The sequence below is a fragment of the Aliirhizobium wenxiniae genome (assembly GCF_014201355.1).
GTDB classification, from domain to species: Bacteria; Pseudomonadota; Alphaproteobacteria; order Rhizobiales; family Rhizobiaceae; genus Neorhizobium; species Neorhizobium wenxiniae.
Genome location: NZ_JACHEG010000017.1, coordinates 1 through 26,512, shown reverse-complemented (window position 1 = coordinate 26,512; position 26,512 = coordinate 1). Strand labels below are relative to the sequence as shown.

General features: G+C 57.2%; 26 protein-coding genes and 2 pseudogenes. 12 read left to right on the top strand and 16 right to left on the bottom strand.

Features of this window, described 5'->3' with window-relative positions; translation table 11 throughout:
* Positions 1-191: 191 nt before the first annotated feature.
* The 4 genes and pseudogenes from HNQ72_RS30860 to HNQ72_RS29870 form a co-directional block, all read right to left on the bottom strand.
* Complete coding sequence (locus HNQ72_RS30860; RefSeq protein WP_246450665.1) at positions 192-776, bottom strand: sensor histidine kinase; 585 nt, start codon at positions 774-776, stop codon at positions 192-194.
* 21 nt (positions 777-797) lie between these two features.
* A pseudogene (locus tag HNQ72_RS30855) lies at positions 798-1,197 on the bottom strand (PAS domain-containing protein); the annotation flags it as partial.
* Between the two features lie 333 nt (positions 1,198-1,530).
* Entirely contained in the window at positions 1,531-3,543 is a 2,013-nt protein-coding gene (locus tag HNQ72_RS29875) for a putative bifunctional diguanylate cyclase/phosphodiesterase (protein WP_210319763.1), read from the bottom strand.
* Between the two features lie 376 nt (positions 3,544-3,919).
* Positions 3,920-6,178, bottom strand: a complete 2,259-nt coding sequence (locus HNQ72_RS29870; RefSeq protein ID WP_244654653.1) for a methyl-accepting chemotaxis protein — start codon at positions 6,176-6,178, stop codon at positions 3,920-3,922.
* A gap of 615 nt (positions 6,179-6,793) precedes the next feature.
* On the opposite strand from HNQ72_RS29870, the gene HNQ72_RS29865 reads away from it, so the two are divergent.
* Positions 6,794-8,011, top strand: a complete 1,218-nt coding sequence (locus HNQ72_RS29865) for a GGDEF domain-containing protein (protein ID WP_183998252.1) — start codon at positions 6,794-6,796, stop codon at positions 8,009-8,011.
* A gap of 190 nt (positions 8,012-8,201) precedes the next feature.
* Here the strand turns inward: HNQ72_RS29865 and HNQ72_RS29860 are convergent, their stop codons facing one another.
* Positions 8,202-8,588 carry an alpha/beta fold hydrolase gene (locus HNQ72_RS29860; RefSeq protein WP_244654652.1) on the bottom strand — a complete coding sequence of 129 codons (387 nt, stop codon included), beginning with the start codon at positions 8,586-8,588 and terminating at the stop codon, positions 8,202-8,204.
* Positions 8,589-8,972: 384 nt separating this feature from the next.
* On the opposite strand from HNQ72_RS29860, the gene malQ reads away from it, so the two are divergent.
* Together malQ and HNQ72_RS29850 are read left to right on the top strand one after the other, a co-directional pair.
* Positions 8,973-10,829, top strand: coding sequence for a 4-alpha-glucanotransferase (malQ, locus tag HNQ72_RS29855; protein ID WP_183998250.1), 1,857 nt, complete (start codon positions 8,973-8,975; stop codon positions 10,827-10,829).
* Positions 10,830-11,172: 343 nt separating this feature from the next.
* Positions 11,173-11,493 (top strand): hypothetical protein, encoded by a 321-nt coding sequence (locus HNQ72_RS29850; protein ID WP_183998249.1) that lies wholly within the window; start codon positions 11,173-11,175, stop codon positions 11,491-11,493.
* Positions 11,494-11,704: 211 nt separating this feature from the next.
* Here the strand turns inward: HNQ72_RS29850 and HNQ72_RS29845 are convergent, their stop codons facing one another.
* Together HNQ72_RS29845 and HNQ72_RS29840 are read right to left on the bottom strand one after the other, a co-directional pair.
* Positions 11,705-12,928, bottom strand: a complete 1,224-nt coding sequence (locus HNQ72_RS29845; RefSeq protein ID WP_183998247.1) for an MFS transporter — start codon at positions 12,926-12,928, stop codon at positions 11,705-11,707.
* Between the two features lie 113 nt (positions 12,929-13,041).
* Complete coding sequence (locus HNQ72_RS29840; RefSeq protein ID WP_183998245.1) at positions 13,042-13,473, bottom strand: GNAT family N-acetyltransferase; 432 nt, start codon at positions 13,471-13,473, stop codon at positions 13,042-13,044.
* Positions 13,474-13,886: 413 nt separating this feature from the next.
* Here HNQ72_RS29840 and HNQ72_RS29835 point away from each other — a divergent pair, with 413 nt between their 5' ends.
* Positions 13,887-14,243, top strand: a complete 357-nt coding sequence (locus HNQ72_RS29835; RefSeq protein ID WP_183998243.1) for a hypothetical protein — start codon at positions 13,887-13,889, stop codon at positions 14,241-14,243.
* 547 nt (positions 14,244-14,790) lie between these two features.
* Here HNQ72_RS29835 and HNQ72_RS29830 read toward each other — a convergent pair.
* Complete coding sequence (locus HNQ72_RS29830; RefSeq protein ID WP_183998240.1) at positions 14,791-16,050, bottom strand: MFS transporter; 1,260 nt, start codon at positions 16,048-16,050, stop codon at positions 14,791-14,793.
* A gap of 258 nt (positions 16,051-16,308) precedes the next feature.
* Complete coding sequence (locus HNQ72_RS29825; protein WP_183998238.1) at positions 16,309-17,211, bottom strand: AraC family transcriptional regulator; 903 nt, start codon at positions 17,209-17,211, stop codon at positions 16,309-16,311.
* A 97-nt stretch (positions 17,212-17,308) separates the two neighbouring features.
* Here HNQ72_RS29825 and HNQ72_RS29820 point away from each other — a divergent pair, with 97 nt between their 5' ends.
* The 3 genes from HNQ72_RS29820 to HNQ72_RS29810 all read left to right on the top strand — a co-directional run bounded on the left by HNQ72_RS29820 (position 17,309) and on the right by HNQ72_RS29810 (position 19,603).
* A complete protein-coding gene (locus HNQ72_RS29820; protein WP_183998237.1) occupies positions 17,309-18,067 on the top strand; it encodes an SDR family oxidoreductase in 759 nt (252 codons plus the stop codon).
* 39 nt (positions 18,068-18,106) lie between these two features.
* Complete coding sequence (locus HNQ72_RS29815; RefSeq protein WP_183998235.1) at positions 18,107-19,048, top strand: alpha/beta hydrolase family protein; 942 nt, start codon at positions 18,107-18,109, stop codon at positions 19,046-19,048.
* A 360-nt stretch (positions 19,049-19,408) separates the two neighbouring features.
* A complete protein-coding gene (locus tag HNQ72_RS29810) occupies positions 19,409-19,603 on the top strand; it encodes a hypothetical protein (RefSeq protein ID WP_183998233.1) in 195 nt (64 codons plus the stop codon).
* A 262-nt stretch (positions 19,604-19,865) separates the two neighbouring features.
* On the opposite strand, the gene HNQ72_RS29805 is transcribed toward HNQ72_RS29810, so the two are convergent.
* Together HNQ72_RS29805 and HNQ72_RS29800 are read right to left on the bottom strand one after the other, a co-directional pair.
* Positions 19,866-20,474, bottom strand: coding sequence for a sensor histidine kinase (locus HNQ72_RS29805; protein WP_183998231.1), 609 nt, complete (start codon positions 20,472-20,474; stop codon positions 19,866-19,868).
* Positions 20,471-20,866, bottom strand: coding sequence for a CHASE4 domain-containing protein (locus HNQ72_RS29800; protein WP_244654650.1), 396 nt, complete (start codon positions 20,864-20,866; stop codon positions 20,471-20,473). Before HNQ72_RS29800 ends, HNQ72_RS29805 begins: the two co-directional genes overlap by 4 nt.
* A 238-nt stretch (positions 20,867-21,104) precedes the next feature.
* Here HNQ72_RS29800 and HNQ72_RS29795 point away from each other — a divergent pair, with 238 nt between their 5' ends.
* Entirely contained in the window at positions 21,105-21,305 is a 201-nt protein-coding gene (locus tag HNQ72_RS29795; protein WP_183998228.1) for a CrpP-related protein, read from the top strand.
* Between the two features lie 382 nt (positions 21,306-21,687).
* Here HNQ72_RS29795 and HNQ72_RS29790 read toward each other — a convergent pair.
* The 5 genes and pseudogenes from HNQ72_RS29790 to blh form a co-directional block, all read right to left on the bottom strand.
* A pseudogene (locus tag HNQ72_RS29790) lies at positions 21,688-22,440 on the bottom strand (sulfite exporter TauE/SafE family protein).
* Positions 22,437-22,868, bottom strand: a complete 432-nt coding sequence (locus tag HNQ72_RS29785; protein WP_183998227.1) for a YeeE/YedE family protein — start codon at positions 22,866-22,868, stop codon at positions 22,437-22,439. The pseudogene HNQ72_RS29790 and the gene HNQ72_RS29785 overlap by 4 nt, the downstream one beginning before the upstream one ends.
* On the bottom strand, positions 22,865-23,275 hold the full coding sequence (locus tag HNQ72_RS29780; protein WP_183998225.1) for a YeeE/YedE family protein: 411 nt from the start codon (positions 23,273-23,275) through the stop codon (positions 22,865-22,867). Before HNQ72_RS29780 ends, HNQ72_RS29785 begins: the two co-directional genes overlap by 4 nt.
* On the bottom strand, positions 23,272-23,607 hold the full coding sequence (bigR, locus tag HNQ72_RS29775) for a sulfite-sensing transcriptional repressor BigR (protein ID WP_183998222.1): 336 nt from the start codon (positions 23,605-23,607) through the stop codon (positions 23,272-23,274). Before bigR ends, HNQ72_RS29780 begins: the two co-directional genes overlap by 4 nt.
* Positions 23,598-24,896 carry a bifunctional sulfur transferase/dioxygenase Blh gene (gene blh, locus HNQ72_RS29770; protein WP_183998220.1) on the bottom strand — a complete coding sequence of 433 codons (1,299 nt, stop codon included), beginning with the start codon at positions 24,894-24,896 and terminating at the stop codon, positions 23,598-23,600. The genes bigR and blh overlap by 10 nt, the downstream gene beginning before the upstream one ends.
* Positions 24,897-25,120: 224 nt before the next feature.
* Here blh and HNQ72_RS30850 point away from each other — a divergent pair, with 224 nt between their 5' ends.
* From HNQ72_RS30850 to HNQ72_RS29750, 4 genes are all read left to right on the top strand, one after another.
* Positions 25,121-25,351 carry a hypothetical protein gene (locus HNQ72_RS30850; RefSeq protein ID WP_244654649.1) on the top strand — a complete coding sequence of 77 codons (231 nt, stop codon included), beginning with the start codon at positions 25,121-25,123 and terminating at the stop codon, positions 25,349-25,351.
* Positions 25,352-25,615 (top strand): LysR substrate-binding domain-containing protein, encoded by a 264-nt coding sequence (locus tag HNQ72_RS31420; RefSeq protein WP_373289523.1) that lies wholly within the window; start codon positions 25,352-25,354, stop codon positions 25,613-25,615. It abuts the gene before it with no gap.
* Positions 25,616-25,792: 177 nt separating this feature from the next.
* Entirely contained in the window at positions 25,793-26,047 is a 255-nt protein-coding gene (locus HNQ72_RS29755) for a type II toxin-antitoxin system ParD family antitoxin (RefSeq protein WP_183998216.1), read from the top strand.
* Positions 26,047-26,340 carry a type II toxin-antitoxin system RelE/ParE family toxin gene (locus HNQ72_RS29750; RefSeq protein ID WP_183998214.1) on the top strand — a complete coding sequence of 98 codons (294 nt, stop codon included), beginning with the start codon at positions 26,047-26,049 and terminating at the stop codon, positions 26,338-26,340. The genes HNQ72_RS29755 and HNQ72_RS29750 overlap by 1 nt, the downstream gene beginning before the upstream one ends.
* The last annotated feature ends 172 nt before the right edge of the window (positions 26,341-26,512 follow it).

The following is a 26,512-nucleotide window of genomic DNA, read 5'->3' as shown; positions in this document are numbered from 1 at the left end:
CGTGTCGACGTGCTTATATGAGCAAGACTGGTCGCATCACAAGACAATATGTAACGGATTATCGCGTTCTAGCGGCCGCAAACCGATATGCGGGCGCTTGTGTCGGCTATGTTCAAAAGACAGATGTACGAGGCCTACACAAACGCTTTACGTCCAGGATATTCGCGAAAACCATTATCGGGGTCCACCCTTCACTCTATCCCGATTTTGATGCGGGGCAGGGGGGCGATCAGCGTCCAGATGATTGCGTCCTCAGTCGCGTTCCATGTGCTTGTCCCGCCGAGAGCGGCCGCAACGATGCGTTTCAAAACGAGGGAACCGAATCCATTGCCGCGGGCCAGGAGATCTGGCTCTCTGACACCAGTCTCGCGCCAGATCAATTTGAACTGCTCCCCGTCTGGATCACCCGAGACTGTCCATGACAATTCGACATCGGATAGCTCCGTTCCGGAGAACTGCACGTGGTTGATGACCAACTCATGGAGGGCCATGCCAATGTTCAACACCGCATTTGCGTCGAGCAAGATTTCGGGTCCGGAGCATGAGAACGCGCCACTTGTGTCGAATGGTCGGACCTGATGCGATATCAGCGCCTTTAGGTCTACGCCTGCCCAATCGACCGAAGACAGCAAGTCCTGAGAGTGCGAAAGCGCCATAATGCGTTCCCGAACGCGTCGCTCAAACGCTTTGATGTCCAGTTCGCGCGCCGCGGACTGAGCAATCACCGAAAGAATGACGGCATACTGATTTTTAATGCGATGATTGATCTCGCGCATCAACAGCTTCAATCGACGCTCGTTTTCCTTGCTTTCGGAAATATCGCGGGCAATCTTTGAGGCACCAATAATCCTGCCGCGCTTGTCTCTGATCGGCGAAATGGTAATGGATACAGGGACGAGCGGCCCGGCTCTGGTGTTGCGGAGTGTCTCAAAGGTCTCTATCTGTTCGCCCAGCTTTATGCGTCGGATGATCTCGACTTCCTCGTCGTGACGATCGTCGGGTTAGGATGTAGATCGAACGTCCTATGGCTTGTGCGGCTGTAAAACCGAAAAGTCTCTCGGCAGCCTTATTCCAACTAACGATCGTCCCGGACAAATCTTTGCTGATGATGGCATCGAAAGAGCTGTCCACAATGGCTGCGAGGCGAGCTTCGCTGTGATTTTTACGGCGCCGCCTATTGGTCTTCTGCTCAAACATGTGCATTCCCGCGTCACGCCAAAACAATAGTGGTGCAGGTCATTGGGTCAAGGGTCGGTCGATTTCAGATTTGACTGGACGCAAAACTACTCAAGTCCGCTTCCGTTCAATCCAGGCAGAAATTTTCTTCCGACGTCATCTTAGCTCGGTCCAACATGGCGCCGTTGGACCAGCGCGAGCGTGAAGCATTAAGCGTCCGTACAAGATCTTACCGCGCTGCGCTTGGGTTTGAAGGACCAAGCCCTTAGCCACGTTCGGTCGTCGGAGGGAGCGATTACCCAGCCGGTAGCTGAGAGTAGACGTGTTTGCGAGCAGTGCGATGTGGCGAATGTCCTATACGGGCGAACCAGACAGGGGGACTTGGACATGCTTGGCCGAAAACTGCGCCAGTTTGCGTGCGTCTGTGGCATTGAGCGGTTTCGAGATTTGATAACCTTGCACAAAGCGCCCGCCCAGATCGTGGATCGTCGCCAATTCCGTATCGTTTTCAACACCCTCAACGATGCATTCGAGGTCCATATCGTGTGCCATCCGTATGAGCGATTTGACGATTTTCGCGCTCGCCAGGTCACCATCAATGCCTGTGACAAAACTCCGGTCTATTTTGATCTTCGTCAGTGGCATAAGATGAAGGTGGGTCAAGCTCGAATACCCTGTCCCAAAGTCGTCTAAAGACACGCCTACACCAATAGCTATGAACGCTTGCGCTGTTGCCTGAGCTCGCGCAAGATCGGTCATCAAGGCTGTCTCAGTAATTTCCAGATCGAGCCGATGCGGCTCGATCCCGCTGCTGCCTATGATCGCAAGCAGCCTCATCGCGTTGTCACTCGATGTAAGGTCTCTAGCTGAAAGGTTGAAAGACAGGCGGATGTTGCTTGGCCATGTTCGGGCCTCGCGTAGGGCCATCGTCAGGAGGAGGCGACTAAGGTGGTTAATAGATCCGAGCCGCTCCGCTGCGGGAATGAATTCCGCAGGTGATACAATCCCAAGTGTCGGATGCGTCCAGCGCGCCAAAGCCTCAAAGGCTACGACCATGTTGAGATGGATATCGAAGATCGGCTGAAAATAGACCGTAATGTCATTATCAATTGATCCGTCGCGCAGGGCCTGCTCTATGACAGTCATTCGTGACAGGCTTTCGTAGTGCGCCTGTGAAAAAATGACGACACTGCCCGGTACTTCACGCTCGGCTTGGTAGAGAGCAAAGTCAGCCTGTTCGTATAGGTAACTTTCCGCATCGATACACAGATCACTGCGTGCCATGCCGATTGAGCCACCGATCTGAATAATCGTATTCGAAATTGAAAATGGCTCTCGACAACAATTGCAGATTTTCTCCGCGAGTTTCTTCGCAGCCTGCGCCTCGATCTGCGTCAAAAAAGCAAATTCATCGCCGCCAACACGCGCGATTAGTGCCTCGCCGCGGCAAGCAAACGAAAGACGAGAGGCTAGCTGAACCAGGAGTTCATCACCGAAGCGGTGGCCGTAAACGTCATTGACCAGCTTGAAGCCATCAAGATCGATTATACCGACATGGGTGGGACTGAGTTGTTCTTTGGGCTGGCAAATCGCTTCGTCTAATTTGGCGAAAAAGAAACGTCTGTTGGCAAGCCCGGTAAGGCTGTCCAAGTTGGCAAGCTTTCTGTTCTCGTCGCTCAGTGCTTGTGTTTGCTTCTGCTCTTCGATTAGATCCAACTCACGCTTTTCCAGGACGTTCTTTTTCGTCTTCAGCTCCTCGCGTGAGACAACCAGATTGGTGAAATCCCGATACTGAACCCAAAGAACCATCAGCATCGCCATCGAAACAAGGCCCACATCTATCGCCATCGCTATAAAGATGTAGTTTCCGGTGAGACCGAAATAGGCGATGAACACCACGTTGACGACTAGGGTCACGGCCATAGCCGCAGACACAAGATGGGTCAGACAGAAGATGCAGCCAATGACAGTGATGCCCATGTAGAATGCAACATGGCTCTGCATGAAATTGTCGCCGTAAGGAGCAAGAGCAATCCCCCAGGTGGCAAAGACTGCAGCCAGTATCCAGGCGAGCCGGTTTGTCCGGCGGAGGTCAGCGATGATCCGTATGGGGTCTGTATCGGTTTGACCGATACCTTGCCACCATCTTAAAACACGTAGCACACAAACCAGCGTCATCAACGATGGGACACCGATAGTAAGAAACGCGGGTGCTGCATTGAGATGGGTGATCGCAACGCCCCATGTGTTCACCAGCAGGATGAAATACATAAGGGGAACCTGCTTGGAAAGCGCTGCCTTCTGGGCTATCGCAAGCGTTGGATCGTCTCCACGTACTCGAAAGAGGGGCAAATTCGAAAAAATCATGTTGGGCACACTGTCTGATATGCGAAGCAGTTTTAACTTAGAACGACTTCATGCCCCTCCATTATGACGGACAGCCTTTCATGAAGCGCTTAATTTTCCGGCAGCCCACAGTGTGAACGGGCGGTAAATGCTGCTTCATCGCCGGCCTGTCAGCGCAGATGCCAGGTGTTTAATTGGTTTGGCTAAGCTTAGTCGCCGACTGATTGGACAGCCTCGCCCTGCTTCTGAAAGCATCGCCTTGTCGGCCATGCTACGTCACGCGGCAGGCTAATCACTAAGCGAACTTGCTTCCCGGGCAACGGGTGGTCCAAGTGTCTACTTGTAACGCCATGATAGCGGGCTTAACCCCGCCACCATGGCGAATTTCTGTAGATCGTCAGAACTCTTCCCAATTGTCGGTGGCGACTGCCGCTGCCCCACTGCCGCGGCCGGTGAAGGCTTTGGCGATCTTGCCAACCATGCCGCGAGCCGGCGAAGGCGCCGGGGTGGAGCGTGGAGAGGCTGCCATCACGGCTGCAGTCTGGCGCGGGCCGGCGGAATGGTTTGCCGTGCTGCTCACCTGACCAAGCTGGAACTGGCTGATCAGCTCACGCAGACGGCTGGCTTCCGTGGCCAGTGTAGCGCCGGCGGCATTGGCTTCTTCCACCATCGCGGCGTTCTGCTGGGTCACCTGATCCATCTGGTTGACGGCGGTGTTGACTTCCGAGAGTCCTACCGACTGCTCGCGCGAGGAGGTGGCAATCGAATCCATGTGCTGGTTGATTGTGACGATATGCGCCTCGATGGCGCGCAGGGATGCGCCGGTCTCGCTCACCAGCCTCACGCCGCTGGCAACCTCGATCGAGGATTTGCCGATGAGATCCTTGATTTCCTTTGCGGCACTCGCCGAACGCTGAGCCAGCTCACGGACTTCCTGCGCCACGACGGCAAAACCCTTGCCGGCTTCACCGGCGCGTGCGGCTTCAACGCCGGCGTTCAGTGCCAGAAGATTGGTCTGGAAGGCGATGTCGTCGATCACGCCGATAATGTTGGAAATCTGGCCGGACGATTCCTCGATACGACCCATTGCCTGCACGGCATTGGCAACGACGTTGCCCGACTGACGAGCGCTTTCATTGGCCTGGATCGCGACCGAGCGGGCTTCTTCGGCACGCTTGGAGGAGTTGCTGACGTTAGCCGTAATCTGATCGAGTGCGGCAGCGGTTTCCTCCAGTGAGGCAGCCTGCTGTTCGGTCCGCTTGGAAAGATCGTCGGCGCTTTGGCTGACTTCACGCGAACCGCTGTCGATCGAGTTGGTGGCCTGTGCCACCGAACCGAGCGTTCCGCGCAACTGACTAACCGTGGCGTTGAAATCGGCCCGCAGGCTTTCGAAGTCTGGTGCGAACTGGCGGTCGAGCTGAAAAGTCAGGTCGCCGGAAGAGAGATGCTTCAGGCCGGTTGCGAGACCATTGGTGGCCTCGGCCATCTGTTCGGCGCGAATGCGCGCCTCCTCGGCGTTCTGTCGACGCTGTTCTTCGGTCATGTTGCGCTGTTCGTCGGCCTGGCGCTCCAGTTCCTTCGTCTTCAGCGCATTGTCCTTGAAGACCTGTACGGCGCGCGCCATGGCGCCGGTTTCGTCCGGGCGGTTTTCGCCTTCGATCGTGGCATTCAGGTCGCCGGCGGCCAGGCGTCCCATCGTGGATGTGAGACGGCCGATGGCGTTGCCCAGCGACTTGGCGAACAGGAAAAAAGCCGTCAGCGCGATGATCGATGTCAGAAGCGTCACACCGAGCATGGTCCAGAGTGCAGATCGGGCCGCTGCGGCGATTTCAGTCGTATCTGTGCCGATTTCGAAGACGCCGATCTTGTCACCGGAAAACGAGGTGAACGGCACTGCCTTGATGAGCATGTCGCGCCCATCAAGAGTCGCCGGCTCAAAGACGGATTTGCCGTCGAAAGCTGCCTGGATTGCGCCAGCATCCAGAAGTGCGCCGCCCCCCTCCGTTGAGGACTGGTTCACCATTTTGCCTTCGGAGAGGACATTAACAGAGATCTCTGCACCGAGGCGGTCAGCAAGCGGCGAAAAATATGCGTTTGAAAGCTCGGTTCCGACGTCGACGACACCGACGACCGTACCGTTAACAAGAACAGGCGCAACGGCGTAGATGCCAATTCCTGTTCGTCCCGGCTCTATGCCAGCCGCCACTCTCCCGGTCGATATGGATGATGCAACCGTCTTACGACGAGCCAGATAGTTGTCACCAAATTTCTCTGGTGCGTGGGCTCGGACGATGACATTGCCTTGCGCGTCGGCGACAGTGATGTTCTGTAAGCCACCTAGCTGGGCAACCGCTTTGATGTTGGTTGAAAATTTGTCGAGCAGGTGCTGGCGATCGTTTGCACGTATGTATCCCGCGATATCGGGTTCCCCTGCGAACGCCAGAGCAAGCGCTGAGGCGGACCGTTGGATGGCTGCCATGTCAGTCTGAATGACGTTGAGATCACTTTCCGCTTTACTGTAGAGCGCCTTTTCGTTCATGTCACCTTGGCGGTACCATGCCAGGCCGCCGATCGCGGCACTCGCGAAAAGTACGGTGGCGAATCCGTATCCTGTGATCTTGATCCAAAGCGGTTTTCTTACAGCGTCTGCAGTCAATCCATTCCCCTCCGCGAGATGCGTTCCCATCTGTCGGGACACTGTCTGAAAAGGATCAACATTTAATAAATCATCGCCTAAGTACGAATACGGTATGAGATGTCGCTTATGCCGCCGCAAACCAACGCTGCCGCTTCGATCGTGTCGGTCGGGAGCATTTGCGGGCTCAGCAGGGCCTCGCGTCGTAGAAAGAAAAGCGACGTTACTTCTTCCCGTCTCTTGGCCTAGCTGGCGTGCAAAAATCGAGATTTATCAAGATCCAGCCGAAGAAGACAGACCGACAGCTGCATGTGCCGTTAAACTCGCCCGTTGGGAAGGGCTCTATGCCGGCGCGCGAGTGTCGGATAAACATGGATGCGCGTGGTGAACGCTAATGCCATTTATTATCTGGTTGATTGATCTGTCGCAGTAGAAATTTTACTCCTAACAGTTCGAACAGTGCTACCACGACCTGCCCCAAGTTGTAGACAATGATGCAGGTAAACCACAATTAACGTGCATCAGTGGCGATCCATACGCAATCGAACAGAAATCCTCGGATTTGAGCGAATTCATTAACGCGGTATTTCATGCCCGCGGGTTGCTCTCGGCGCTCCTCCGAAAAAAGGGGCCGGTATGCCAGATTTTTTCACACTCTATCTCGTCGTGCTGCTTCTTAATCTCTCCCACTGTATCATCTGGGGGCTTATCGTTTTCCGCTACCCTGATCTGCGCGCCGCGCGTTACTGGCTCGCGGGAAGTGCGCTTAATGCCGCAGGTGGAGTACTTCTCTCAGTACAAGGCGAAGTGGCGCACATTGCGTTGACGGTGGGCGCAAACACTCTGGTCGTATTGGGCTTCTACCTCAATATGTGTGGTGTCCGGCGCTTCCACGGCGCGGCCATGAGATGGAAATTGGTCGTTACTCTGATCTGTATCAGCAGCCTGGTCATGGTGGGGACGTTCAACACCTGGTACGGACGAAACCCGATGTACACCACCGCTCAAGCGCTGCCCCTTTTCTTAACAGCCATTTTTTTAGTGCGGAATTACCGACGAGAACTTGGTGCGATTGTGTCGAGCTCGGCGCTGATAGCGGGAGGGTTGGCCCACGGAACTATAGCCGTCGGCAACACCCTGATCCTCACCGGGCTGGCGCCTGAGATGAATATGCGCAGTGCTGCATCGATTGATTTGCTTGTTTTCCTCTTTGCGGGTGTCGTTTGGAATTTCGGGTTCCTGCTTTCGAGCGTCGACGAACTGCGGGCCGAGGTGGAACGGCTGGTCAATGAAGACGACCTCACAGGGCTTGCCAGCCGGCGTCTATTTCTGAACCGCCTCTCGACGGAGTGCGCGGCAGTCGGGCAAAACTCTGTATTCAGCCTGATGTTGTTCGATCTTGATCGGTTCAAATCGATTAACGACAAGCATGGTCATGCAGCAGGGGATGCGGCGCTAAAGCATGCTGCCGAGATTATCCGTCTTCAATTGCAGCAGAAAGACGTTTTTGCGCGGCTAGGGGGCGATGAGTTCGCCCTCCTACTACCTCGCACAGATGTGGAACGGGCGTCGGCGGTAGCCAGAAACATTGTCTCAGCGTTGATGGAAGCCCCCTTACTCTGGCGCGGCATTCAAATTCCCGTGGCTGCCAGTATAGGAATTGCTCCGGCCCAAGGGCCCGCTGTGAATGCCGAAACGTTGATGGAAGCAGCGGACAACGCGCTTTACGAAACTAAACGGCGGGGACGGAATGGCTACACTTTTGCCAATAGTGCGCACCGCGGGCGGCTACCCCCAGCACAACATTTCGTCATCGAGATTCCACACACAGAAGTGGCACTGGCAGCGGGCTGACGACCAACCGCTACGACCTGGGTGGAGATCAGGGAATGAAGTTCAGGAGACCCAGGTGCCTCGCCATAGAATACTCATGACCCGATGTGAGTTCGCCCCCACATCTTGGCTCATTGCGATACCGGAAGCTGAGGCCGTCCATAACATCAGGTCAAAAGATCCAAAGTTCATATTGGGTCAAGAGCGTAATTCAGAGCGTCAGCTTTCCGCCCTCCGCCCATGATCGCACGGTGATCACGGCATCGGCGAAATCATCAGACGCCTCCCACGGCAGGTTATGCCCGCAATCGACCGCCCTGTGCTCATGCCGGGCGGCGAACATGATTGAATGATCTGCCGTGCCCCCGGGTTTCAGGGGATCTTGCGTACCATCGATCGTAATCGTAGGAACCTCTATGGCCGGTTTCTGGGCCAATCGTTCCTCGGACAGTGTAGGATCGCCTGGAGCGAGGCCGAAGTCGAAGCGATAGGAATGGATCACGACATCGACGAAGTCAGGATTATCAAACGAGAGGGCAGTAGGATCGAAGTTCTCGTTTTCGAACGCCCAGTTTGGCGACCATTGCCGCCACAGCATCTTGCACAACTCGCGTCGGTGTGACTGCCTCTTGGGCCTGACATATCCGTTGATAACCCTGGTCCTACAGCGACGTGGCGAGCCGGACGCGCATTCGGCCTGAACGCGTATTTGTACGCGGCAGGCTTTGCGTTCGCCCCTCTTTATGAAAGTCGTGAGGGGGCGTGACAGTTTCCGGCAAGCAAGGCGGCCCCTTCTTGATCGGCTCGAGGTTGCCAATCCTGACGTGGCTCTGTCCTTGAGTATTGCGAGACCTGACGCGCGACTTCCTTTAGAAAATTCGAACCCTTATGCGAATTATCTGGACACTAAGGAACATCTGTCTCGATCGAAGATTGGTAGAGATGTGGGCTGAGCGCTTTGCTTTTGGCGGAGGGAAGTTTGATGACACGCTCGGAGCTGGACAAAGCCGCCCGCAAGGCTGGAATTGCCCTTCACTATCTCGGGGTTGACGGCTCGACCACCGAAGTGCCGTTTCAGACGATTAAAGAGTTGGTTGCGGCAATTGGCCCCGCGATCTTCGACGAAGCAACGGCTACGCCGAGATTTGATCTCGATGGTGTCATCGCATCCGTCACCCACACTTGCTTCTCTCCTGACTGGCTACGCGATACCCGAGTGTGGGGGATCGCATTACAGATGTACGAGCTGCGATCCGAACGTGATTGGGGCATCGGTGATTTCGAGGATTTGGCGGCCGTCTGCGGCATAGCGGCGTCTGCGGGTGCGGATTTTGTGGGGATTAGTCCCCTTCATGCGCTTTTCACAGCTGACCCGAACCGCTGTTCACCTTACTCCCCGTCGAGCAGGACGTTTTTAAATCCAATATACATCGCGGTCGATCGCGCTCCAGGATACTCTTATGCCTCGGAAGATGGCGAGGCAAAAACGAGTGTGAGGTTGAGCGAAAACGTTGATTACGACGCTGTCCAGAGATTGAAGATCGAAACGCTGAGGGTCGCATGGTCAAACTGGCGTCGGGATTTCAGTCGCAATGACGAGTTCAGCCGTAGATCCTTTAACGCATTTCTATCGGGAGAAGGTGAAGCGCTGCGCCGGCATGCGTTGTTTGAAGCGTTATCTCATGAAATGGCCGCCAAGGGCCTAGGCGCTGGCTGGCGTAGCTGGCCCGAGAAGTTTCAGCATCCGGGCAGCGTAGAGGTAACAGCGTTTGCCGCAAATCATAAGTCCGAAATTGAATTCCATCAGTGGATGCAATGGATAGCACATCTTCAGTTGAAAGACGTCGCAGCTCGAGCCGTCGCTAGTGGGCTACGTCTCGGCCTCTATCTTGATTTTGCCGTCGGACTTGCGCCTGATGGCTCCGCAACGTGGAGTAACCCTGACGCCTATCTCCATGGCTTTTCGATCGGAGCGCCGCCTGACCCGTTCAGCATTCACGGACAGAATTGGGGCCTTGCCGTCCCCTCGCCAGCGCCTCATCAGCAGGAAAGTGGCGCAGTAGCCGACATCCGACGGGTTATGCAGTACGCTGGGCTGGTTCGGTTCGACCACGTCATGGGTCTCTGGCGCTTGTTTGCGGTCCCGGAGGGGCGGTCGACATCTACTGGCACCTATCTGCACTACCCATTTGCCGAGGCGCTCAACGCAATCGCGATGGAATCCCAGCAAAGCCAGACGGTGGTTGTTGGGGAAGACCTTGGCAATGTGCCCGGTGGTTTCCGTGAGGTCCTGTCGCATGTCGGCATGCACAGCTACAGGGTGATGTACTTTGAACCAGAGATCTCTACCGAGCGATTGGAACCGATGCACCCTCAATCGCTGTTCTGCATTTCAACCCATGATCTTGTACCGCTGGGTGGGTGGTGGAAACATGACGACATAGCGCTGCGTCACTCCCTGGGCCTACTGGATGAAAGCGGGATAGCGATCGAGAGCTCTTATCGCGAAGCGCTGAGATCCGCGCTCTGGCTTCATCTGTTTGGGGAGAAGATGCAAAGCACGAATGTTGCGAAAACTGAAGCCCTTCAGCAGGCCATCCATAGCTATGCCGCGGGGCTGGACAGCAAACTATTTGCCGTGCGGCTCGCCGACCTCCTTGGTGACGAACGGCCAACAAATGTCCCGGGGACGGATACGAGTTATCCTAACTGGCGTCTAAAGGCGCTCTGCCCAATCGAGCGGTGGCGAACATTACCCACGTTCACTGCAATCTTAGAGAGCGTCTCGGCAAAGAGACCAAGAAGCGATAGGGCTGGATCGCTTGACGGACGTTTGTGAACCACACGCAGATCGGCCATGATCAAGCGGGTGGTTAGCTGTACAGCCATCAATTACCTGCACCAGCGCCTTTGCTTTCTCAACATTGCTGCGGAGATCAAGGGAGACATTTCGACAATGGATAGCTGGTGGCCTGATGCATACGGTGGGTCTGACAGGCATCGGGCTTCTGATCGCTCGTCGCGTGGTAGCCCTTGGCGCTCGTTCCGCTATCGTTGCCGATCGTCTGCATGCTCATCGGCGGCCTAGCGTATCTCGCGCCATATGTCGAGGTCGACACTTCGCCCCAAGCCCGCCCGTATATCACGGAACGCTTGACCGAATTCGTGGTGATCGTGCCTTGATGGGTGCAGGTCTGAAGATCGATCGCCGCTTTTCATTCAAGGGATGGGCGATCGCATGGAGGCTGTTGCTGATCACCATTCCGCTCAGTATTCGGGGCACTATTTTCAAAGGCAAAGGTATCCTAGGCGTGAGCACGATGTCAGCGCTCCTTCTGGCAGCCAGCCTCACTCCCACAGATCCGGTTCTTGCGGCGGATATCCAGGTCAGCGCTCCGCTGGAAGGCGGTGAGGACGCTATTCGTTTTGCCCTGACTGCAGAAGCAGGCTTAAACGACGATTTGCGTTTCTCTTTGTCCATCTGGCGATCATCCCCAGCATAACTACGGCTGCTGAAGAGCCTTGCCTCTTGCACTGGCTTTCGCTGAACGTGTTCTCCCGTCAGATGAGCGCGCAACACCGGCTTTTGCGACCCCCGGTCGAGTGACTTCCACGGGAACCAAGGAGCTGCGCGTAGACAGTTCAGACAGGATCAGGCCGAGTGTACGCGCAATGAGGCCGCAGGCAAAAGTGAGAGGGCTGCTCTCCATATCATCACCTTCGCCCATAGAGAAATGCGACGACGGCACCACCTTGGACAATCGCCGCAAAGATAAAGATATAGACGTCAGAATATGACCTGACGGCGCCAAACGCCGCAGGCGCAAGTGCGTAGGTCGCTTGGCTTACAGCGACGATCAGAGGGACCACCCGGGAGACATCTGCCTTATCAAATTCCACTTGGGCAATGAGAGGTGGCAGGGATGTCGCGTTGCCGATCCCGAGGCCGAACAGAAGCACCCCGACGATTATAGCAGTCGCGTAGTCTCGCCCGCTCAACAGCAATGTCAAAGAGCCAATAATCTGGACTCCGTAACTCGCCGAAGCGATCAGGCGCCGATCGGCATTTGCAGGCATGAACCAGCCTAACCCTGTCCGGCCGGCAATGGCAGCAACGGTCGCTCCACCCATAATCAGGCCAGCGCTCTTCGATCCGAAGACCGGAACAATGATCGAGAACATGTGCGCCAGCAGGCCGATTTGAGCAAACAGGCCTGCGGCCATTGCTAACGCCAGCGTAACGAAGCGGCGGTCACGCCAAAGCGATCTTCGTCGTGAAGAGGCAGTAGGCGCAGCTGGCGTTTCCTCCGGTGCTATGGCTCCATCGGGAAATTGACCAACACCTGCAGGGGACTTCGAAAACACCAAAACCGATAAAGCGGCGACGACGACCACCATCAGGATGCCGACAGTGCACGCTGCCTGGGCAAATCCAATCGAGGCGATAAGCATGACCCATAACGGAGAGAAAAGGACACCGCCGACGCTCGCCCCGTTGTATGCCATGGACAGCGCTGCGGGACGGCGGAGAATAAACCACGGAGCAATGAGGGCGTTGACTGCAGCAGCGCCCATGGCGACCCATCCTGTTCCACTTAGGAGGGCAGCAATAAACAGATGCCATGGCTCGTAGGCCGCGGACCAGCCAACAATACCGACGGCGAGAAGAACTGAACCGATTGAGGTTACAAGCGGAACGCTGTAAATCCGATAAAGGCGAGGAAGGTTTGCAACAACAGCTGCACCCACCAGAAAATGCAGTGTGACTGCGGTCGAAACCAGCGCCAGGGACCATCCCGTCCTCTGGACCACCATCTGCAGATAGATTGGCGGTCCGTAAAAACCGACCCCCCAGCCGAAAATTGCCAGAACAAAGGTCGCCGCGACGACGTGCCAGCCGAAAAAACGAGGAGTTTTAGATATCGATGCAAATGTCATGATGAGGTCCTGAGAGTGATTGGTCCTCATTGCATTTTTCCGACTGAAGAAGCTTCGGTCGCGATCGAAGTGTTCGTGTTTATCTTAGGTGGGGCGAGTGCTTTCAGAGGCGGCTACTGTTTGTCGGCAAAAATCTTGCGAAAAAAGAGTCTTTGCGTCTTGGCGTCGGGATAGTGCTCCAACGTCGCAAACTTTGAATATCCCTGCTTCTCGTAAAAGCCCGGCGCTTGAAATGTGAACGTATCAAGCCAAACTCCGACGCAACCTCGTTCTTTGGCCCATTCCTCTGCTCGCGCGAGAAGTTCCTTTCCGAGACTTGCCCCCCTTAGAATTTTCGGAACGAACAGGAGGTCGATGAAAAGCCAGCGATAATAGCATTTCGCCGTCAGCCCGCCTTGAACCTCGCCGTCTTCACTTCGAAGCAGGATGGCCAGTGGTTCATAGCCATCATCACCTATCTTCGATTCATTGAAGGCCAGCAGCGCATCAACAATCGCCTTCCGATCGTCCTCATGCAATTCTGACTTAATTTCCATATGGACCATGGGTCGCTTCTCATTTCGATTAAGTGCGGGAGCTCTGTGACGGTCGTGCCGTCTAACAATGTCTGAGCGGCCGCGCAATACACGCGCTTTGACGGTCACCGCCGGCCTGATGATCAATAAGGTGGGGCCGTGGCTCAATATCTGGCGGTTGCGGCCTTGCCTGCTCCTGTGTGAATGTCGTCTACAATATTTTTCTCTCGTAGGTCAGGAACTGCGAGCGGCGCCTCGGGTCATGACAATGCGAGGACTCTTATGAACAACCCCTTTGGTTTCATTTGCGAAATACTTCTCCGGCCCAGCGTTGCTCGACCAACCGGGGTGGTGATGGAGATGCGCGAGGGTTTGGCCCAGACGCGACCTTTTCCATCATGGCCCCCGTTCATTGGGTGGACCAGTTGCAGGCGGAAAGGCTCGTGATCAATGCGCCGGGAGATGGGCCATCGCTGATTGGAAGCGGTTGGCGTGTAAACGAGGAGGTCTCGCTACGCAGTTTCGCTGACGCGCGGTTTGCCGGCGTCAAAGATATGCGTATCTACCGTCAGGTTGGAAAGGAGATTGTCCTCGCGCAGAACAACAGTCTTGTTCGCGAATATGAAGGGCGATGGCCAGACGATAGTAAGAAGACATCCTATCTGGCGTGTCTCGGCGCCGGTTCCATTCGCGTGTCAGTGACGCTGACCACGGATCAGGGTTGTTTTCAGAAGGACCGCCCCTTCTTTTTGAAGATGCTCGCAAGCGCGCGGATACACTCTACGGTCGCGAACAATTGAGACTTGCGCAACAATTCAAACTACGCGGCCTGGCGCCAAGGGGCTTGCGGATTGCTGGGATAGCTTCGTGCTGATCCGGCGACAGGGTCTGCGCGGGCTCGCCGCCGGCCACCCATGCCGATCGGTACGGTCAAGCCGGTCCGCAGGTGCACGGCTCCGTTAATGTGGACTCCCGTCTCTTGTCCGATATGCGCCCCCTGAACCACGACGGCTCCGTTGGCAGCAAAAACTTCGGCATCGACTTGGACGTCGACCACATGGCTGTTCGGACCCACGATACCCCAAGTCCCTATGGAGCAGCCATGTCTCCTCGTAGTGCAAATGACCGTATGCTCAGCCACCATCGCACCCGACGAGATTGACGAGGTGACTGAACCTGAAGGCACATAAACCTGAGGCTTCGGTTTGGTCTATGTTACGATCTGCAGCTTCGTGACTTGCCGCGACCGTTTTGCCTAACTGCCGGTAAGTCACCAGATCCCCTCAAATGCACTGTTGAAATTTCTCCAGTTTGATCGAAGAGAATGTCGTTGGGCGGCCACACGTCTCAGGCCCCAATCAACGCTCCGCCGCTATGGGGTCCAACGGTCGCTTCCGACGAGGCCGCCGGGGATAGCTGTGCTGCCACTTTTGGCGGCGGCATGCGCATGCCAAGAGCGAACAAAATGGCGCTGAAAATCGCGAAAGCGGTAAACAGCAGGAACATGCCAGCTCCGCCAAAAGCACCAAGCATCGCACCTCCGAGGCTCGGCCCGATGAAGTTGCCGACGGTCGAGAACGAATGAGCACCAAAATAGCTGCCTCTGTTTCGGTCGTTCGCAATTCCGTCGACCAGCACGTATTCGCAGGGCACGACGAGAATCTCTCCGATTGTGAAGACCACCATTGAGACCGCGAGGCCCCAAAACCCGGCAGCGCTCATGAAGCCAATTTCGCCCAGGGCAAAAAAAATGCAGCCGATCACGAGGCCGTTGAGAGCTCCGGCGCGCTCGATGAACCTGCGGGCGAACGGATTTCCGATCAGGACTGCCGCGCCGTTGATTGAAACGAGGTATGCGTAAATCTCCATGCCTCCAGCAACGTGGCCGGTGAGGTAGGGAGCGAGCGTGGCTGACCACTGACCATAAACCGCCATCACCAAAGTGCCGCCGCCGACAAAGAAAGCCAACCGGGGATCGCGAACAGCAGCCCTCAGGCTCTCCAGCAATGGGACAGGTGCGGTCGCCTGAGAAACGTCATCACGCCGGAGGATGGGTACGTGCAACAGGTGCAAGGCGAGGGCGAACGCCACATAGACAGCGCCCGCGACGATGAAAAGAGTGGTGGAGGCCGCACCCGCGGCGATGCCGATCAGCGGTCCGATGGCCCAGCCGGCATTCGTGGCGGTGTATCGCCATGAGAAATATTTCAGGCGTAGTGGTTGCGGGCAAACATCGCTCATCAGCGCGCGCGATACCGGCTCGTAGATTGCAAGCGCGACTGCAGAAACGATTTGAGCAATACAAAAGGCCATAACGGTTTTCGCCAATCCCATACCGATCAACGCAAGCGCCATGGAAAGCAGGCTGAGCGTCAGCATGGTCCTTCGGCCAACCCTGTCCGAAAAAGAGCCTGCGATAGGCGCTGCGACAGCGCCCAGAAGCGGGCCAATACCAAGCAGCGCACCGATCGTGGCAGGACCGAGCCCGAACGACTGTTGCAGCTTGATGGCCAGGAACGAGAGCGTCATTGCGCGTGCAATGGTTACCAGTCCTGATCCCGCAACCAGAAACAGAACGTAGTTCGGTCGTTGTCTTTTCTGCTTCATGGACCCTCATCAACATTGTCGTCGATGCGATATAACCGGATCGCGAAATCTCTGGTCTCTTAATTCGAATGAAACAGGGACTTTTGCAATATAGAGCGCCGCGGTTTTGTTTTCCCGAACACAGCTTGACGATGCTCCCTTCGGCAGAGAACACAGCGCGAGGACCGATCCCGATAGACGATTGTGACCCAACTAGGTCTTCCAAAGGGAACACCTGAAGAGCTGGCCGCCTATCTCGGCGGGTAAGGATCGGACGCTTTAAGCCGCGGCAGCAGCCGCGCGTGAGTAGGCGCCTGGCGGCATTCCCACGTGCCGATTAAAGGCAACGCTGAAGGCGCTTGTCGAACCATAACCGACGCGCTGTGCAATGTCCGCCATGGCTACGTCCTCGCGGAGATACTCTTTTGCGAGTGCCATGCGCCATCCTGTCGCGTATTCCATCGGTGCGACACCAACTTCCTTGCGGAAACGATCGAAGAAGGTTGAACGAGACATGGCCGCCTCCTGCGCGAGCGTCTCTACTGTCATGCTGCGACCCGGATCTGCGTGGATCCGGCGCAAGATCGGCGCCAGTAGCGGATCGGCCATGCCCCGCAGGAGGCCCGGCGGCGCCTTGGCATTGGCTGCCGATCGTATTGCGTCGATGAATAAAACTTCGAGCAACCGGTGAAGCACCATTTCGCGCGCGGCACGATCAGCCCTCGTCTCCTCGTTGATCATGCGGACTAGAGCCATCAGTCGCTCTTCACCATGAACATGAATGACCTCCGGCAGCAGCGATACGAGAAGAGCTTTGTCATCCGAGCCGAACGCACAATGCCCGACCAGCGCCTTGATTCCCGACGGCGCTTCAGGGTCACCCAGGCGAAAGACGCCAGGGCTGGTTTCGAGACGCTGGGCAAGTGCGCCGCGTGGCGGCGGCTCCATGCTGCTCATCGTGAACGAGAAGATCTTTGGGACCAGGACGAAGTTACCGGCGGTCAGCACCATGGGCTCACGCCCGCCAATCGTCATCAGGCAGCGGCCTTCGACGACGGCGCAGTAGAAGGGGCTTCCAAGCTCCGTCCGCTCGACCAGCCACCGACCACCGCCCGTGACAAGCTTGGATATCGATGGGCTTGGGTTGAGCAGTGAAACAACTTCGGCGACGGGATCGGCCATGCTTCGGACTTCCGCTAAACAATATCGGACATACGAATATAGCAAGTCCGGGTGATCAAGTCCATCCTCAGCTCAGTTAAATGTCAGGAGACGGAACATGCCAAAGATCCTCATCACCGGTTGCTCATCAGGGTTCGGCCTCGCCATCGCACAGAAATTCGTAGATGCCGGGTGGCACGTCGTCGCGACCATGCGCACGCCGCGAACCGACTTGCTTCCGTCGAACGACCGGCTCGAAATCCTGCCGCTCGATGTCACGAACCCGGATAGCATCGCGAAGGCTATCGAAGCCGCCGGCTCGATCGATGCGCTGGTCAACAATGCCGGCGTCGGCATGCTCAATGTGTTCGAAGGCTCGGAGATGTCGAAGGTTCGCGAATTGTTCGAGACAAACGTCTTCGGCGCCATGGCGATGACGAAAGCCGTTCTCCCGCAGATGCGGGCCCGTCGCTCAGGCGTCATCGTCAACGTCAGCTCCGCCGTCACGATACGGCCATTGCCCGCGCTCTCGGTCTACAGCGCCAGTAAGGCGGCCCTCAATGCTTTCACGGAGAGCCTCGCGCTCGAAGCCGCGCTGTTCGGCGTCCGCGCCAAACTTGTCTTGCCTGGCTCGGCGCCGACGACCGGCTTCGGTAAAAATGCTGTCTCGCGCATGGGCATGGAAATTCCCGAGCCATATGCCGCCTTCGTCCACGACTACATGACGAAGCTGCGCTCCAGCACTGAGGTTACGACGGCGGAGGCGGTTGCAGAGGCCGTCTGGCGGTCTGTGACAGAAATCGACGCGCCGATGAAGATCCCCGCCGGCGCCGACGCGGAAACCTCGTACCGCGAAGCGGGTCATTTGCTCGCCTAAACATCACCATCCGAAATCTATGTTTGAAGGTCCAGACCCATGAACAATCTGATCAATCTCGCGAAACAGATTCCGACGCCTGAATCTACTCTCACCGTGGCCTACACGCCGATCCGTCTTTCGATGCCGGGCCGCCAGCCGCTGGAACTGCGTCTCACCGCTCCCGCTACGGGAAGTAACCTGCCGATCCTGCTCCTGTCGCATGGCTACGGCCCCTCCAACTATATCCCGTCAAAGGACGGTTATGCCCCCCTTGTTCAGTACTGGGCGGAGAGGGGATTCGTCGTCATTCAGCCGACGCATGCGAGTTCGCGGGTTGGTGGGCTTTCGTCGGACACACCGGGCGCGCCGTTCTTCTGGCGCAAACGTGTCGAGGAGATGAAGGCTATCCTTGACCAGTTGGCGGAGATCGAACGGCAAGCGTCGGCGGTTGCAGGACGAATGGATCATGCACGCATCGCCGCGGTGGGCCACTCCTTTGGTGGCCACACCGTCGGGCTCCTTCTTGGCGCGCAGGTGGATGGCGAGGACTTTTCCGATCCGCGCATCGCGGCCGGCGTTCTCCTGACAACACCGGGCCGGGGCGGCAAGGACATGACACCTGAGAGTGCCGCGCGGTTTCCGTTCTTCGACGTCGATTTCTCGAACATGAGGACACGCAGCCTTGTCGTTTGCGGTGATATGGATAACCCGCATTTTACAACGCGCGGCCCTGACTGGCATGCGGATGCCTTCCATGATGCGCCGGGCGGGGTCGTCATGCTGACGATGCATGGGGTCGGGCACGGCCTTGGAGGGATCGCCGCGCTTGACGCCAAGGAAACAGAGACAGAAGCGCCAGACGTGCTGGAGGCGACACGACGTCTCACACTCGCCTGGCTTCAGACCGCGCTCGGCGCGGACGAAGGCGCTTGGCCGAAAGCGCGGCTGGCACTTGAAAGAGACGCCGCCCCGCTTGCGACAATCACGGAGAAGCGCTGAACTGCCGAGGACCTTGCGGCGCCGACGCTCGACGCCGGGCCATGGCGTCCGTAGAACGCGGCAGGGCGAGCGCTGGGTAGGCAAGTCCAGGCTTGTTATCCACACCAACAGTGCGCGTACTGGTATCTGACAGATAGTACAGCGCTCGCCGGCTTAGTCCTCACCTGACTGGCATGTCGTGCGGCTGAACCGATCGCGACTGGACAGAAGGGCCGGTTAGGGGCTTGCGCATAGCTGACCGAAATGACGAATTGCAAATATTGCAGGAACCATTCCGCCCCTTTGTGCCGTTAGCAGCCCAAAGGCAGTTCAGCAGGAAAGACGATCCTGTATCAGCGTTTGAAAGTGAAGGAAATGGTCATGCAGATGCACGAGAAGAACCTTGTGCTGATGAACATTCTTCGCGATATCGCCGAAAACGAGACTTTGGGAGACTTCGCCTCCGGCGCGACCGAGGCGGAGATCGATCGACGCCTTAAGGACAGGGCAGTACGGCGGGCCGAAATTCGTCACATCCTGCGTCAGCAAGACCTGGCCCAACGCGCTCAGGCATGAGCCGCAATTCGGTAGATGCAGCCGACGGGGGGCAGTGGCATTTGATGATTGAGTTAGCACCTTCGGGCGCTTAGGGGCGGTGCGGTAAACCACTGTTGACATGAGGCGCCGCCGACAGCGGGTCTTTCGTGAATCCGCAACCAAAGGGTGAATTTAACGACCTTCAAAAACTAAACGTTGACGAACCTACTGCCGCACCTTATGTTGTGGTTATCGATCTTTTGCTTGCCGAGCTTTGTCTATGCGCGATTGGCACCGCGCTCTAAGCGAACTTCTCTTTCAAAAATAGTCGGTTTATAGCTGCGCGGCATTCGCCTCGCGGCGGAACCACTTTTGGCCCACCACTCTCGGCCCATATCGCCTCAATGAAGGGTTCCGCAGCATCCTTCGTTACAGTCCAGCGCATCGTGATGAGACCGTCAGTATTCGACAGGGCGCCATATTTTCGAGCGTTGGTGCCGAGCTCGTGGAGAACCAGCGATATCGCCAAGGCTGCTTGTGGATCGAGTTCGACGTGGGGTCCACTCGACAGGAAACGTGGGCTCCCCTCCAATCCGAGGCTGGAAATCGCACTCTCGACAATCGACTTGAGATCTGTGCTGGACCAGTTTTCGTGCATCAAAATGTCATGCGCGCGCGAGTATGCAGAGATACGATCCTGCAGCGTCGAGGCCACTTCAGCCACCGATTTTGCACCACGTAGCGACTGCGTGACAATCGACTGAATCACGGAGAGAGTGTTCTTCAGGCGGTGGTTGAGCTCGTGCATCAGCAGCTTCTGGCGCTCCTGACTGTGCCGCTCTTCCGTGCGGTCGCGTAAGATCTTCAGGAACCCCTCGGGCTTACCGCCATCGGAGCGCAGCACCATCATTTCGCCTTCCGAAGGTCGTCAGTTGAAGGGGAATACTCTGCATCTGCCGTAAATCGATACAGCGGCGTCAGGTTGGACCTCAGGACGAGCGCCGCGTCATGGCCGAAATAGCTGTGCATCCATGAACCGAGGTTCGTTTTAATCCATTCAAGATTTCCGCTTTGCGTGTTCTTGACGGCGTCGTCCCAGACGGTAGCGCTCTCCTGGTCATGAGCAATGCCTGCCTTGAGTTTCACGACGGTCAGCGTGACAAGATCGCGTTGCCTTGCAACTGCGACTTCGTCGCTACGGGCTGCTGCCCAACTCAGGCTCAGAAAAAGCAGACCGCACAGGAGCATAGAGGCAAAGGCCGGAAGAATACATCTTAGAACGAACTGAGATTGAAGCTGCATTGTCATTCGCGATACGCCATTCTTATTTGACGGAAGCGTAAAACAGCGGATGTTAAAACGGCCGCAAGCAAACTGGTTAGAGGGTGGTTAACCCCGACTGCGTACGCTAACGTACCGTCTCTGTTGTCATTATGAACTGCGGGCTCGCATCGATCTCGGGTAAGCTTCACGCACGCTTCGATTCGCAGAAGTCGCGGAGCCTGAAGCGGCAACTGCGTAGCGATCATGAGGATCGGCAATGGATTTCGAGATTAGCGCGATGTTAGATTGGCAACAGCGGGGAATGAATGCTCGGGTGCTCGGTCTCTCAGCATGCAAAAACCCTGTCGCCCCTTATCTTGAAAAAGCGAGCTGCCCTCGGGAGAAAGATAGCTGGTCGCAAAAAGCAGAGGCTTGGCTATTCGGCTGGAATATCGAGGATGCTGCGCGCGCATCTTAACGGTCTCTTCTGCCCGGCACTGCATGATGACACGGCGCGCAGGGCGCTTTCCGATTAATGGCCGGCAAGCGTAAGTGGCGGTGGTCCACATCCCAGCTCAGCGCGTGGAGCCCATTTTAGGCCTGCACTTCTATGAACGTCATTAGTAGCCAGCTTCCAAGTCCGGTGATCCTGTAGCGGTGCTCCATTCGGAGAGGATGGCGGCGTGTTGTGAGTACCCAATCTTATCGCGGCGACGGTGTCGCTACCGAGCGGTGGCCGGACCGGCGGATGGGGTGCATCGATTATCCGATGCGGTATAGTCTTCCCTGCGTTGCGAGTTGGAATATTACGCTGAGGGGCTGAGAGGAGTTTGGCGACTACGCCGCCCCCGATCCCCAGCTTAGAAAATGTAGCCCGCGACGGCGAAGATGAGCGCCGCGAACAGTCGGTTGAGGATGTTTTTGTACGCGCTCAGCCGTGTCGCGAGCATCATGCCGAGGAGGCCGCCAGCAACGCCTCCGCCGATGAACTCGGCTGCGAGCCACCAGTCCACCAGCCCGGACGCTGCATAGTTCAGCGAGGTCGCCAGCCCGAACGCCCCGACGGACAGGAGCGACGTGCCGATCGCGTTGATCATTGGCATGCCGGTCGCAAGCATGAGACCTGGCACGATCAGAAAACCTCCGCCGATCCCGAAGAAGCCGGAAGCCGCGCCGGCGGCGAGCGCCACGGCTGCGGTGACAAGGCACATCCTGAGGTCGACGGGACGATTTTCGACCGATGTCGGCTTCCTGGGCTTGAGCATCAGGGCGCCAACCACGACCATCAGAATGCCGAACAGGAAGATCAGCCGGTCTCCGTCCATCGCCTTGCCGAGGCTGGAGCCGACCAACGCGCCGAGGACGCCTAGCGCGGAGAAGACGGCTGCGCAGCGCCACTAGACGTGCCCCTTGATGGCGTGGCTCGTGAAGTTGGCGAAGGCGTTCACCGAGACCGCCAGCGCGCCGGTCCCGATCGCGATATGCGGCTGGGTGACACCGACGACGTAGAGGAGAAGCGGGGTCGCCAGGATTGAGCCACCGCCGCCGAGAAGGCCAAGCATGAAGCCCACAATCCCGCCGGAACCGATTGCTGCTAGGATGGAGCCAGTCATGTCCCTCTGCCCCACACCCGGTCGTAAAGGGTCATGCCGACCATCATAGCCACGACGAACAGTGCCGTCTGTGGGATGCCAACCGACAGGGAAGCGATCGCCGGGCCGGGACAGAGGCCGCCGATGCCCCATCCCAGGCCGAAAAGAGCCGAACCAATGACCAGCGGCCCGTCGATCTTTCGGTTCGCGGGCACATGGAAGCTGTCGTCGAAGGCGGGGTGCCGCAGCTTCTTCATCACCTGCACGCCGATGAAGGCGACGGCGACAGCGCCGCCGAGGACGAAGGCAAGACTTGGATCCCAGTTGCCGAAGACATCGAGGAAGCCCTGGACCCGAACAGGGTTCAGCATGCCGGAGAGCGACAGGCCGAAGCCGAAGACCATGCCTGAGGCAAGGGCGGCGCCGAACTGGTGGATATTTCTGTTCATAACCCGAGACCTCGAAGAACTGTGACGGCGATCACCCCGGCCGACAGGAATGTGGCGACGGCCACGATGGATCGCGGCGACAGTCTGGCGAGCCCGAGCACGCCGTGTCCGCTGGTGCAGCCGGATCCCATGCGAGAACCAAAGCCGACGAGCAGCCCAGGCACGATGATCAGCGGCCAGCCCGCTGTGATCTCGACGGTTGGCCAACCACCGACCACCAGCAGATAGACGACTGGCCCGAGCAGGAGGCCAAGCACAAACGCAAGATTGGTGGTCACGCCGACGCCTTGCGCCAGACGCCCGACGATGCCGCTGATGCCGGCTATGCGGCCGTTCAGAAGCAGGAGCATGACCGCGGATGCGCCGATCAGCATGCCGCCGGCCGAAGATTGGAGATAGGGAGTCATTTCTCTTCCTTTGCGCAGAAGATATCGTAAAGGGCGCCGACGAGCTGAGCCGCCTTCTTCTCCGTCAAGCGGTAGAAGATCTGCTTTCCGTCCCGCCGGGTTTCGACAATTCCGGAGCTTCGCAATACCGTTAGATACTGGGAGAGATGCGGCTGATGGATGTCGAGCTTTTCCTCGAGTTCGCTGACCGAGAATTCGCCCTCGACCAGCGTGCACACGATCATCAGACGCGCCTGGTGGGACAACGTCTTGAGGAGATCGGCAACCTCTCCGGCCCGGCCGGCCATCTCGGCGGGAGAGAGCCGTGCTTTCGATACGGTACTCATTCCCATGCGGCTCCCTGCAATGCGTCGAGCGGAAACTTGAGGTAGCGCTTGCCGTTTGCTTCCGGCTCCGGCAGACGTCCGCCGCGAATGTTCACCTGCAGGGCGTGCAGGATCACCTTCGGCATCGGCAGCGTCTTGTCACGCTTCGTCCGCAGCGCCACGAACTGTTCTTCGGTCACGTCGGCAAGATGCTGGTTGGACTTCTTCTGCTCGGCCACGGTGCTTTCCCAGCGTGGCGCACGACCGTCCGGCTGGTAGTCGTGTCCGGTGAAGATGCGGGTTTCGTCCGGGAGGGCGAAGATGTCCTGGATCGACTTCCAAAGGATGCGGGCGTCGCCGCCGGGGAAGTCGGCGCGCGCGGTACCGCTGTCGGGCATGAAGAGGGTGTCATGGACAAAGGCCGAATCGCCGACCACATAGGTGATCGAGGCAAGCGTATGTCCGGGCGAGAACATGACCTTGGCGTCGATGGAGCCGACCTTGAACGTCTTGCCGTGAGCGAAGAGCCGATCCCATTGCGAGCCGTCGGTGGCGAGCTCGGGCCAGTTGTAGATCCCCTTCCACAGCTTCTGCACATCGACGACGCGTTCGCCGATCGCAGTGCGTGCACCAGTCTTCTCCTTGAGATAGTTGGCAGCGGAAAAGTGGTCGGCATGCGGATGAGTGTCGAGGATCCACTCGACCGTCAGGCCATTCTCCCTGATATAGTCGAGGATCGCGTCGGCACTGATGGTCGCGGTCGCTCCAGACTTTTCGTCGAAATCAAGAACCGGATCGATGATAGCGCACTTGCCCGTATCGGGATCGGACACGACATACTGGATGCTCCAGGTGCGCTTGTCGAAGAAGCCCTTCACCTGCGGGCGGCGTGCCGCGTGCTGCTTGAGCCAGGCGGCAGCAGCGCTGGTGTCGAAGCCGTGTGCACGGCCGAACTCGTCGACGTCTTCGGCTGCCATCCGCCCGTCCAGAACCTCGCCAATCAGATATAGGCTGAGGGATCTCGTGCCCGACTTGCAGTGGGCGAACACCGAGCCGTCGGACGCGTCGAGCGCATTCTGGAACGAGCGCACGTCGGCTTCGGTAATCGTGCCGAGCGTGACCGGAACGAAGGAGTAGGAGAGGCCGCAATGTTCGGCCGCCTGGCGTTCGGCGTCCGTTCCCGGTTGGACGGCGTCCTCGGCTTCAGGACGGTTGTTGATGAGCGTCGCATATCCCTGCTCACGCAGGGTGTTGATGTCGTCGACGCTCGGCTGCGGCGAGACCGAGAGCTTTTCGGAAATCTTGATGACAGACATGACTGGCTCCGTAGTCCAATTCAATATACATTTAAATATAACGTATAATGTTCACGTTTCAAGCGCACTCGATGACCAGATTGTCGCAGCTGACTGCAGGTTCCTCGTTTTGATTTTTCTTGACCTGAGCCGGACGCGAGAAGACCGCAACGTGACGTTGTGACCTCTCGCAGAAAAGAGAAGCGCCGTAGGGCAGAAAGCAAAGGGGCGGAATATTGGACTTCATGAAACTGTTGAAGTCGCTCGAAGAGTTGCTCTACGAGTTGGTGTCGTGGCTGCTGTTTTATCCGATCACCATGTGGCGCTCGGTCGTAAGCCCGCTTATTATGATGCGCTACGCGGACGCCGAGCTCGCCGACAGGTTGTCATTGCCGATCCGGCTCGGTTCACCGAGCCATCAAAAAGTTTTATCTCCCGACGCTTGGTCTTGTGCGCAAGTCGGCTCATCGACCTAGATGAAGGCGTCTCGTTGCCTCATATTGTTCGATATGCAGTGCTCCTGGCAGGATCGGATGCTATCTGACCTAGCTGAAAACAACATTCATTGGGACGTCGGCTGCAAAGTGAAAACGCTTCCAGCCATGCTTTCGGCACTGCGGGCAGGTCTGGGGTTCGGAATACTGTTTTCCGAGGCTGTCCCAATGGATTGTGAGTCGATTGACTGGAGTCATGGCATTGCTCAATGCCCCAGCTGCCGAATTTGGTGTGTTTTTTGGTAAGGACGCGTCGCAGCACGTTCAGGAGTTGGCGTTGTTTTTACAGCAGGATTAGTGATCGATCAGTTCTACGAGATAATGGGGCGCCGGTTCACATCTCTTCAAGACCTCAGCACCCGCTGTGGCCGGTTTGACAAACTTTGCCATCAGCGAGTAACTAGGCACATCAAGGAGGCCCAGATGGCGACGATGAATGTATCCCTGCCAGACCCCATGAAAGATTGGGTTGAAGCTCAAGCCAAGACGGGTAGGTACTCGAACGCGAGCGATTACGTCAGAGATCTGATCCGCAGAGACCAAGCCCGTACAGACAAGATTGCCGCGATGCAGCGCTTTGTCGACGACGGAATTGCAAGCGGCATTGGGAGCCGTTCAGATGACGAGTTGTTTGCCGAAGCCACCGCGCTAGCGGGGATCAGCCGCGGACGGGTTTGATGCCGTTCAGCCTTTCGGTCCAAGCGGAAGAGGATATTATCTCCATTGCCGAAGAGGGAATTCGCCTCTTCGGAGCAGTGGTAGCCAAAAGATACCACGATGAGCTCTATGCCCTTTTCGAACTCATCGCCGCCAACCCACGAATGGCGCGCGAGCGCCTTGAGATTTGTCCGCCCGTCAGAATCCATCCCTTCAAGGCCCACCTGGTTGTGTATCGCGTTGAGGAGAACGAAAGCATCTTCGTGATCCGTATCCGGCACGGCCATGAAGATTGGGCAGGCGATCCCTTCTGATCGATTTCATAACCTGCTGGTCGTGGGTTCGAATTGTATCAAGGCGCCCCATTCAGATGGGCTTGACACCCCCTTCGTTAGGAAAGACCGTACCAGGCGCCGCGGCCGGCACCGTGCAGGACGAGGTGCCCTTGATCCACGAGTGCCTTGAGATGATCCTTAATGGTGTGAC

Excerpts from the sequence above, each read along its gene's own strand:
- HNQ72_RS30860 (WP_246450665.1), bottom strand. The coding sequence starts at position 776 with ATGCGCGAGATCAATCATCGCATTAAAAATCAGTATGCCGTCATTCTT.
- HNQ72_RS29875 (WP_210319763.1), bottom strand. The coding sequence starts at position 3,543 with ATGATTTTTTCGAATTTGCCCCTCTTTCGAGTACGTGGAGACGATCCA.
- HNQ72_RS29865 (WP_183998252.1), top strand. The coding sequence starts at position 6,794 with ATGCCAGATTTTTTCACACTCTATCTCGTCGTGCTGCTTCTTAATCTC.
- HNQ72_RS29860 (WP_244654652.1), bottom strand. The coding sequence starts at position 8,588 with ATGCTGTGGCGGCAATGGTCGCCAAACTGGGCGTTCGAAAACGAGAAC.
- malQ (WP_183998250.1), top strand. The coding sequence starts at position 8,973 with ATGACACGCTCGGAGCTGGACAAAGCCGCCCGCAAGGCTGGAATTGCC.
- HNQ72_RS29850 (WP_183998249.1), top strand. The coding sequence starts at position 11,173 with ATGGGTGCAGGTCTGAAGATCGATCGCCGCTTTTCATTCAAGGGATGG.
- HNQ72_RS29845 (WP_183998247.1), bottom strand. The coding sequence starts at position 12,928 with ATGACATTTGCATCGATATCTAAAACTCCTCGTTTTTTCGGCTGGCAC.
- HNQ72_RS29840 (WP_183998245.1), bottom strand. The coding sequence starts at position 13,473 with ATGGTCCATATGGAAATTAAGTCAGAATTGCATGAGGACGATCGGAAG.
- HNQ72_RS29830 (WP_183998240.1), bottom strand. The coding sequence starts at position 16,050 with ATGAAGCAGAAAAGACAACGACCGAACTACGTTCTGTTTCTGGTTGCG.
- HNQ72_RS29825 (WP_183998238.1), bottom strand. The coding sequence starts at position 17,211 with ATGGCCGATCCCGTCGCCGAAGTTGTTTCACTGCTCAACCCAAGCCCA.
- HNQ72_RS29820 (WP_183998237.1), top strand. The coding sequence starts at position 17,309 with ATGCCAAAGATCCTCATCACCGGTTGCTCATCAGGGTTCGGCCTCGCC.
- HNQ72_RS29815 (WP_183998235.1), top strand. The coding sequence starts at position 18,107 with ATGAACAATCTGATCAATCTCGCGAAACAGATTCCGACGCCTGAATCT.
- HNQ72_RS29810 (WP_183998233.1), top strand. The coding sequence starts at position 19,409 with ATGCAGATGCACGAGAAGAACCTTGTGCTGATGAACATTCTTCGCGAT.
- HNQ72_RS29805 (WP_183998231.1), bottom strand. The coding sequence starts at position 20,474 with ATGATGGTGCTGCGCTCCGATGGCGGTAAGCCCGAGGGGTTCCTGAAG.
- HNQ72_RS29800 (WP_244654650.1), bottom strand. The coding sequence starts at position 20,866 with ATGCAGCTTCAATCTCAGTTCGTTCTAAGATGTATTCTTCCGGCCTTT.
- HNQ72_RS29795 (WP_183998228.1), top strand. The coding sequence starts at position 21,105 with ATGGATTTCGAGATTAGCGCGATGTTAGATTGGCAACAGCGGGGAATG.
- HNQ72_RS29785 (WP_183998227.1), bottom strand. The coding sequence starts at position 22,868 with ATGAACAGAAATATCCACCAGTTCGGCGCCGCCCTTGCCTCAGGCATG.
- HNQ72_RS29780 (WP_183998225.1), bottom strand. The coding sequence starts at position 23,275 with ATGACTCCCTATCTCCAATCTTCGGCCGGCGGCATGCTGATCGGCGCA.
- bigR (WP_183998222.1), bottom strand. The coding sequence starts at position 23,607 with ATGGGAATGAGTACCGTATCGAAAGCACGGCTCTCTCCCGCCGAGATG.
- blh (WP_183998220.1), bottom strand. The coding sequence starts at position 24,896 with ATGTCTGTCATCAAGATTTCCGAAAAGCTCTCGGTCTCGCCGCAGCCG.
- HNQ72_RS30850 (WP_244654649.1), top strand. The coding sequence starts at position 25,121 with ATGAAACTGTTGAAGTCGCTCGAAGAGTTGCTCTACGAGTTGGTGTCG.
- HNQ72_RS31420 (WP_373289523.1), top strand. The coding sequence starts at position 25,352 with ATGAAGGCGTCTCGTTGCCTCATATTGTTCGATATGCAGTGCTCCTGG.
- HNQ72_RS29755 (WP_183998216.1), top strand. The coding sequence starts at position 25,793 with ATGGCGACGATGAATGTATCCCTGCCAGACCCCATGAAAGATTGGGTT.
- HNQ72_RS29750 (WP_183998214.1), top strand. The coding sequence starts at position 26,047 with ATGCCGTTCAGCCTTTCGGTCCAAGCGGAAGAGGATATTATCTCCATT.